This window comes from Actinomycetota bacterium, from assembly GCA_036280995.1.
In the GTDB taxonomy this organism is placed as follows: Bacteria; Actinomycetota; CALGFH01; order CALGFH01; family CALGFH01; genus CALGFH01.
Genome location: DASUPQ010000808.1, coordinates 1 through 7,168, shown reverse-complemented (window position 1 = coordinate 7,168; position 7,168 = coordinate 1). Strand labels below are relative to the sequence as shown.

Genomic DNA, 7,168 nt, shown 5'->3' with positions numbered 1-7,168 from the left:
TAGGCGCCGAGCCGCTCGGGAGGGACGGCCGCGTCCTCCCAGCCGGCCCAGGCCGGCGCCCCGGCCGGGCTGCGCCCGCCGAACCCGGCCCCGTCCTCGCGGATGCGCCAGATGGCGGCCGTCTCGGCCGGGTCGGTCAGGACCCGGGCGGCGAGCGCGTCCCCGCCGGCCGAGGCGGCCAGCCGCCGCCCGGCCGCCTCGGCCTCGGCCGCCGTGGCCCCGGGGAGCTCGGCCAGGAGCCAGCCGCCACCCTCGGGGAGCTCCGGCACGGCCCGGCCCCGGCGCCGCACGACCTCGACGATGCGGGCGTCGATGCCTTCGAGGGCCACCGGCGCCGCGGGCAGGACCCCGGCCACGGCGTCGGCCGCGGTGGCCATGTCCGGGTAGCCGAGCACGACCATCGTGGTCGCCGCCGGCGCCCGGACCAGGCGGAGGGTGGCCCCGAGGACCACGGCCAGGGTGCCCTCGCTGCCGACCAGGGCCCGGGCCAGGTCGCCGCCCCGCTCGGGCAGCAGGTGCTCCAGCGCGTAGCCGGAGCCCTGGCGGGCGAAGCGCCCGAACTGGGTCCGGATCGGCCCCAGGCCGGCCCGGACCGCCGCCGCCAGCCCCGGCACCTCCCCCACCGTGCCCGGCCCGGCCCGCAGGCGCCGGCCCGTGCCGCAGACCACGTCGAGCTCCAGGACGTTGTCGGCCGTGCGGCCGTAGGCCAGGGCCCGCGACCCGCAGGCGTTGGTGCCGAGCATCCCGCCCAGGGTGCAGCGGCTGTGGGTCGAGGGGTCGGGACCGAAGCGCAGCCCGTGGGGCCGGGCCGCCGCCTGGAGATCGTCGAGGACCACGCCCGGCTCGACCCGGGCCGCGGCCGCCTCCGGGTCGAGGGCCAGCACCCGCCCCAGGTGCCGGGACAGGTCCATGACCACCCCGGGCCCGACGGCGTTGCCGGCGATCGAGGTCCCGGCGCCCCTGGCCGTCACCGGCACGCCCAGCTCCAGGCAGGTCGCGACCACGGCCACGACCTCGTCGGGGTCGCGCGGGAAGGCGACCAGCGCCGGCGGCACCCGGTACAGCGAGGCGTCGGTCGAGTACTCGGCCCGCCGCCGCGCGGACCCGTCGACCTCGGCCACCCCGGCCTTGCGCAGGGCGGCGGCCAGCTCGGCGGTCAGGTCGCCTCCTACCAGTTCGACAGCGAGCGGGTCAGGATCGCGGCAACGTCGTCCTCGGTCACCGGCCGGGGGGCGGTGTCGAGCAGCCGCTGCTGCTTCATGGCCCCCTCGGCCAGGTCGGGCACGTCGGCCTCGTCGTAGCCGACCCCGCCGATCCCGTTGGGGATGCCGACGTCGCGCATCAGCCGGGTCAGGGCGGCCGGGAGGTACTCGGCGTCGTCGCCGGGCCGCTCCAGGCCGGGGGCGAGCAGCTCGGCCGCGCGCAGGTGCCGCTCGGGGCAGGCCTCGAAGGTGAACCGGAACGCCTCGGGCGCGGTCAGCGACACGGCCATGCCGTGGGGCACGATCGGCTCGCCGTCGGGGTAGCCGCCGGGCCGGAAGTCCTTGACCCGCCCGGCGATCGGGTAGGCGTTGGCGTGCGGGATGTGGACGCCGGCGTTGCCGAAGCCGAGCCCGGCCATGGTCGCGGCCAGGGCCATCCGTCCCCGCGCCTCCAGGTCGTCGCCGTCGCGCACGGCGTCGCGGAACGAGCCGGCCAGCAGCCGCAGCGCCTGCTCCGACCACAGGTCGGAGATCGGGTTGGCCCCGCAGTAGGGCACCCGCTGCTCCGGCCGCTTGCGCTCGTAGGCGGTGTAGGGCTTGGCCGTCCAGCTCTCCAGGGCGTGGCAGAGGACGTCCATGCCGCTGGCCGCGGTCACCGCGGCCGGCTGGGTCACGGTCAGGGCCGGGTCGACCACGGCCAGGGTCGGGCGCAGGCGCGGGTGGCTGATGCCGGTCTTGAGCTTGTCGGCGAGCACGTCGAGCACGCAGATGGTGGTGCTCTCGGCGCCCGTGCCGGTGGTCGTGGGCACGGCCACCAGCGGGTCGAGCGGCCGGCTGGGGGCCCGGCCCTCGCCGACGGGCCGGTTGACGTAGTCGAGCAGCTCGCCGGGGTTGGTGGCGAGCAGGTCGACCGCCTTGGCGGTGTCGATGCTGGAGCCGCCGCCGACGGCCACGTACGCGTCCCAGGGCCCGTGCTCGGTGGCGTGGTCGATGGCCGCCTGGAGGCTGGCGTCGGTCGGCTCCACGTGGACGCCGTCGTAGACGTGGGCCTCGATGCCGAACCGCCCCATCTGGCCGGCGATCCGCGCCGGCGCCCCGGTGGCGGCGACGCCGGGGTCGGTGACCACCAGGACCCGGCGGGCGCCGTACTGGGACAGGTCGTAGCCGATCTCGTCGGCGGCGCCGGTGCCGAACTTCAGCAGGGGCGCGCCGTAGGTGAAGACGGTCTCCGCACCGCCTGGAAACGTCGAGGCCATGGTCCCCTCCGGGCACCGCATCGGCTATCGTGCGAGGCACCTCATGATGCAACAACTCGTGATCGTGGAGGTCAGCCCCCGCGACGGCCTGCAGAACGAGTCCGTCGTGCTGTCCACCGACGCCAAGGTCGAGCTGATCGCCCGGCTGGTGGCGGCGGGGGCGCGCCGGGTCGAGGCGGTGTCGTTCGCCCACCCGCGACTGGTCCCGGCCATGGCCGACGCCGAGGCCGTGATGGCCCGCGTCCCCCGCACCGACGGCGTGTCCTACGCCGGGCTGGTCCTGAACCGGCGCGGCCTCGACCGGGCCGTGGACACCGGCGTCGACGAGGTCAACGTGGTCGTGTGCGTCACCGACACCTTCAGCCGGCGCAACCAGAACGTCTCCACCGACGAGGCGATGGCCATGGCCACCGAGGTCGCGGCCCAGGCCCGGCCGCGGGGGCTGTTCACCACCCTGACCCTCTCCGCCGCCTTCGGCTGCCCGTTCGAGGGGGAGGTGGACCCGGGCAGGGTGGTCGAGCTCGCCCGGCGGGGAGCGGCCGCCGGGTTCGACGAGCTGTGCCTGGGCGACACCATCGGCGTCGGCACGCCCAACCAGGTCCGGGAGCTGACCGCGCGGGTCCGCGAAGCGGTGGGCGAGCAGCCGCCGCTGCGGTACCACTTCCACAACACCCGCAACACCGGGTTCGCCAACGCCTTCGCCGCCGTCCTCGACGGCGTCGGCGTGCTCGACGCCAGCGCCGGCGGCATCGGTGGGTGCCCGTTCGCGCCCAGGGCGACCGGCAACATCGCCACCGACGACCTCGTCTACCTGCTCGACCGGATGGGGATCGGGACCGGCCTCGACCTCCAGGCGCTCCTGCCGGTGGCGGAGTTCCTCGCCGAGCAGCTCGGCCACCAGGTCCCGGCCATGCTCCCCCGCGCCGGGCCCTTCCCCTAGGCGGTCTCTCCTCTCCGTACGGGCGGCGCTGTCAGGCGGCTGCCAGCGCCGGCGCGCAACCAGGACCCACCGCCGGTCGAGAACCTCCGCGCCACCCGGCCGGCGACCATCGCCCGCTGGAACGGCCGCCGCCTGGTCGCCACCTACACCGTGTCCAGCAGGGACGCGGCGGGACGGGGCCGGTTCGGGATCTCCTGCGACATGCGCACCGACACCTACCGGGTCGACTAGGCCAGCTTCCGGGTCCTGCCCGCCAGCCCGGACGCCGTCACCGGCAGCCGCGCGGGCGGCGACGGCAACGGCCGCGGCGAGGCGACCCGCTCCCCGACCAGGCCGGCGCCGACCAGACCGGCGCCGAGCTGGGCGCCGGCCAGGCGTGCGGTCCCCCTTACGCGCCGGCGAAGAACCCGCCGGGGGCGAACAGCTCGTCGACGCACTCGTCCAGGAGGCCGGTCTCGGCGGCCAGGTCGAGGACGGTGTAGCGACGCCGGATCATCCGCGCCCGGTGATAGGTGGCCCTGAACGCGGACCGGTCCAGCCCGAGCGCGGCCGGACCGGTGGGGCAGCCGGCGGCCGCCAGCATGCCGGCCAGCCGCCCGGCCGGGAGGAGTTGGCCGGCCAGGCGCTCGCGGAGGCCGGGCCACCGCTGGCGCAGCAGGGCCAGCCGGCGGCCGAGCTGGCCGGCGTCGACGTGCTTGGCCAGGCTCTCGGCGACCGCGGCCGTGGCCAGCCCCGGGGCGGTGTGGGCGGCCGCCACCGCCGCCTCCACCTGCTCGGGGGCGGGCCAGCTGGCGCGGACGGCCTCGGCGTCCACGGCGCCCAGGTCGCGGGCCAGGAGCCGCTCGTACAGGGCGGCCACCGCGACCGTGGCGACTCCGACCTTGAACCCGTGGGACAGGGGCGGGCTCCGGTCGTGGCCCAGCCCCTCCATCTCCCACAGGTGGCTGAACTGGTGCTCGGCCCCGGAGGCGGGCCGGGACGAGGCGTGAGCCTGCATGGCCAGCCCGGACATGACCAGCCCCTCGATGAGGCCCTCCATGGCCGTCCGGTCGCCGGCGGCCAGCTCGGCCGGACGGCCGGTGGCCGCCCGCAGCGGGCCCTGCACGAGCGACCAGACCTTGGGGTCGACCGCCTCGACCCCGAGGGCGTCGGCGACCAGCCAGTCGGCCCCGGCGGTCACCTTGCCCAGCAGGTCGCCGTAGCCGGAGGCGGTCATGGCGGCCGGGGCCCCGGTGAGCACGTCCAGGTCGGCCACGACGGCCCGGGGGGCCGGGCAGGTCATGGTCTGCTTGTACCCGTCCTTGGCGATCGACGCCCCGAACGCCGTGTAGCCGTCCATCGACGCGGCCGTGGCCACCGTCACATAGGGCCGTCCCAGCTCGGAGGCGGCCCGCTTGACGAGGTCGTTGAGCGTCCCCGAGCCGACGGCGACCGGGACGGCGTCGTGGGTGGCCAGCGCGTCGCGGAGGCGCTCCACGTTGCCGTACTCGGCGTACACGAAGGCGCCGGGAGGGAACCGGTACGGCTCGGCGGTGGTCCGCCCGGCCGCCTCCAGCCGCCGCTGGACCCGCTCGCCCGCGACCCGCCAGGTGGTCTCGTCGGCGACCACCACCGCCGGCCGGTCGCCGGCGCTCCGCGCCAGGACCTGGGCGACGCCGTCGAGCGTCCCCGGGCCGATCAGGACGTCGCGGGTGTCGGTGGCCTCCTCCAGGGCCGAGCGGATGCGCCGGTCATCCATGCGACCCCCGGTGGCGGGCGTCGACGGCCTTCATCTTCTCCACCTTGGGCGCCGACCTGCCGCCCTCGAACTCCGAGGCCAGCCAGTGCTCCAGCACCACCTCGGCCGCCTGGGGGGCGATCACCCGCGCCCCCATGGTCAGCACCTGGGCGTCGTTGGACTTGCGGGCCCGCTCGGCCGAGTAGCCGTCGTGGGCGGTGGCCGCCCGCACCCCGGGGACCTTGTTGGCGGTGATGGCCATGCCCAGCCCGGTGCCGCAGACCAGCAGGGCCCGGTCGTGCTCGCCCCGGGCCACCGCCTCGGCGACCTCGGCGGCGACGTCGGGGTAGTCCTGGCCGGCGCCGTTGCCGAAGTCCTTGACCTCGTAGCCGTGCTCCCGCAGGTAGGCGGCCAGGTGCTCCTTGAGCGGGGCGCCGGCGGCGTCGGCGCCGATCGCGATCGCGGCCATCGTTCGCTTCCCCCTCAGTCGGGACCGGTGGCCGGGTCCTCGCTCCAGCCGAGCTCCTGCCAGACGGCCGGGGGCAGCAGCCGGTCGATGCGGTCGAGTACGAGCTCGGGGGCGTCGGACGGCGGCAGCCGCTTGAGGTCCTCGGCCCTGGTCTCGCCGGTGAGGACGAGGGCGGCGGCCAACCCGGTGTCGAGGGCCATGCGGATGTCGGTCGACAGCCGGTCCCCCACCATCACGCAGTCGGCGGGGGCCACGTCGAGCCCGGTCAGGGCGGCCCGCAGCATCGCCGGGTCCGGCTTGCCGGTGTTGGCCTCGCAGCGGACGCCGGTGCAGGCCTCGACGGCGGCGATGATGGCCGCGCAGTCCGGCTCCCCGCGGCCGCCGGGGAACGGGCAGAACCGGTCTGGGTTGGTGGCGACCAGCCGGGCCCGCCGGTGGTACCAGATGGCGTCGAAGGCGATCTGCAGCTTCTCGTAGGTGAAGGTCCGGTCGTAGCTGGCCACGACGACGTCGATCTCGGCCGGGTCGCTGGACATGCGGATGCCCGCCTTCTCCAGCGCCCGGACCAGCGGCGGCTCGCTGATCGGGTAGACGACGGCGCCGGGGGCGTTGTCGAGCAGCCACCGGGTCATGGTCACGACCGTGTTGACGATCTCGTCCACCGGGGTCGGCAGCCCCAGCCGGGCCAGCTTGTCGGCGTACTGCTCCGGGTCCTTGGTCGGGTTGTTGGAAAGGAACCGGACCACCAGCCCCCGCCGGCGCAGCTCCTCGACCAGCCGCCTGGCTCCCGGCAGCAGGTGGTCGCCGAGGTAGATGGTGCCGTCGAGGTCGAACGCGTACGCCTGGTAGAGCCGGTCCGGCACCCGCAGGCCGTGAATGTCCCTCATGGCCGCTAGCCTGACAGGGCCCGCTCGAGGCCGTCGAGGATCAGCTCGAGCCCGAACCGGTACTCGTTCCCGTAGTCGTAGCCGGGCTGCAGGACGTGCTCGACGGCGATCTCGGTGAGGTACGGGAAGGCGTCGGCCGGGAAGCCGTCCATGATCGAGGAGGCCACCTCGGCGGTCTCCTCCGGCGTGTCAAAGGGCAGGCTCGACTCCTGCAGGGCGAACCCGTAGATGTAGGCGTCGAGCAGCGAGTAGGCGTGGGCGGCCAGCTCGACGGAGAAGCCGGCGTTCCGGAGGACGCCGAGGACGGCGTCGTGGTGGCGCAGGTTGGCGGGGCCGGGCGTGGACCGCGACTCCATCAGGGCGGTGGCCCAGGGGTGGCGCCGGAGCACCTCCCGGGCCGAGACGGCCCGCCGGCGCATGGCCACCTTCCACCCGCCGTCGCCCGACGGCAGCTCGATCTCGGCGAAGACGACGTCGACGATGCCGTCAAGGATGGCGTCCTTGCCGGCCACGTGGTGGTACAGCGACATGGCCTCGACCCCGAGCTCCTGGGCGAGCTTGCGCATGCTGAGCGCCCCGACGCCGTCCCGGTCGGCGAGGGCGACGGCCGCGTCGAGGACCCGCCGCCGGCTCAGGGGGATCTGGGTGGTCATCTCGAATCCTCAACGTAGGGGTTGACGAACTTACACTGTAAGTC

The 7,168-nt window shown here is 75.5% G+C and carries 7 protein-coding genes; 1 reads left to right on the top strand and 6 read right to left on the bottom strand.

All coding sequences use genetic code 11. The annotated features are described in order from the left end of the window. The coding region (locus VF468_26970) for an FAD-binding oxidoreductase (protein HEX5881932.1) at positions 1-1,160 on the bottom strand (1,160 nt) is incomplete at its 3' end. An 8-nt stretch (positions 1,161-1,168) separates the two neighbouring features. Further along, on the bottom strand, positions 1,169-2,458 hold the full coding sequence (locus tag VF468_26965; protein HEX5881931.1) for a hydroxyacid-oxoacid transhydrogenase: 1,290 nt from the start codon (positions 2,456-2,458) through the stop codon (positions 1,169-1,171). A 43-nt stretch (positions 2,459-2,501) separates the two neighbouring features. Here VF468_26965 and VF468_26960 point away from each other — a divergent pair, with 43 nt between their 5' ends. After that, a complete protein-coding gene (locus VF468_26960) occupies positions 2,502-3,398 on the top strand; it encodes a hydroxymethylglutaryl-CoA lyase (protein HEX5881930.1) in 897 nt (298 codons plus the stop codon). 388 nt (positions 3,399-3,786) lie between these two features. Here the strand turns inward: VF468_26960 and VF468_26955 are convergent, their stop codons facing one another. From VF468_26955 to VF468_26940, 4 genes are read right to left on the bottom strand one after another with little or no spacing between them, the layout of a single operon-like run. Continuing rightward, positions 3,787-5,136, bottom strand: coding sequence for a sn-glycerol-1-phosphate dehydrogenase (locus tag VF468_26955; protein ID HEX5881929.1), 1,350 nt, complete (start codon positions 5,134-5,136; stop codon positions 3,787-3,789). Then, positions 5,129-5,584 carry an RpiB/LacA/LacB family sugar-phosphate isomerase gene (locus tag VF468_26950; GenBank protein ID HEX5881928.1) on the bottom strand — a complete coding sequence of 152 codons (456 nt, stop codon included), beginning with the start codon at positions 5,582-5,584 and terminating at the stop codon, positions 5,129-5,131. The genes VF468_26955 and VF468_26950 overlap by 8 nt, the downstream gene beginning before the upstream one ends. A gap of 14 nt (positions 5,585-5,598) precedes the next feature. Further along, positions 5,599-6,471, bottom strand: a complete 873-nt coding sequence (locus VF468_26945) for an HAD-IIA family hydrolase (GenBank protein ID HEX5881927.1) — start codon at positions 6,469-6,471, stop codon at positions 5,599-5,601. Positions 6,472-6,476: 5 nt separating this feature from the next. Further along, positions 6,477-7,124 carry a TetR/AcrR family transcriptional regulator C-terminal domain-containing protein gene (locus tag VF468_26940; GenBank protein ID HEX5881926.1) on the bottom strand — a complete coding sequence of 216 codons (648 nt, stop codon included), beginning with the start codon at positions 7,122-7,124 and terminating at the stop codon, positions 6,477-6,479. Positions 7,125-7,168 lie beyond the last annotated feature (44 nt).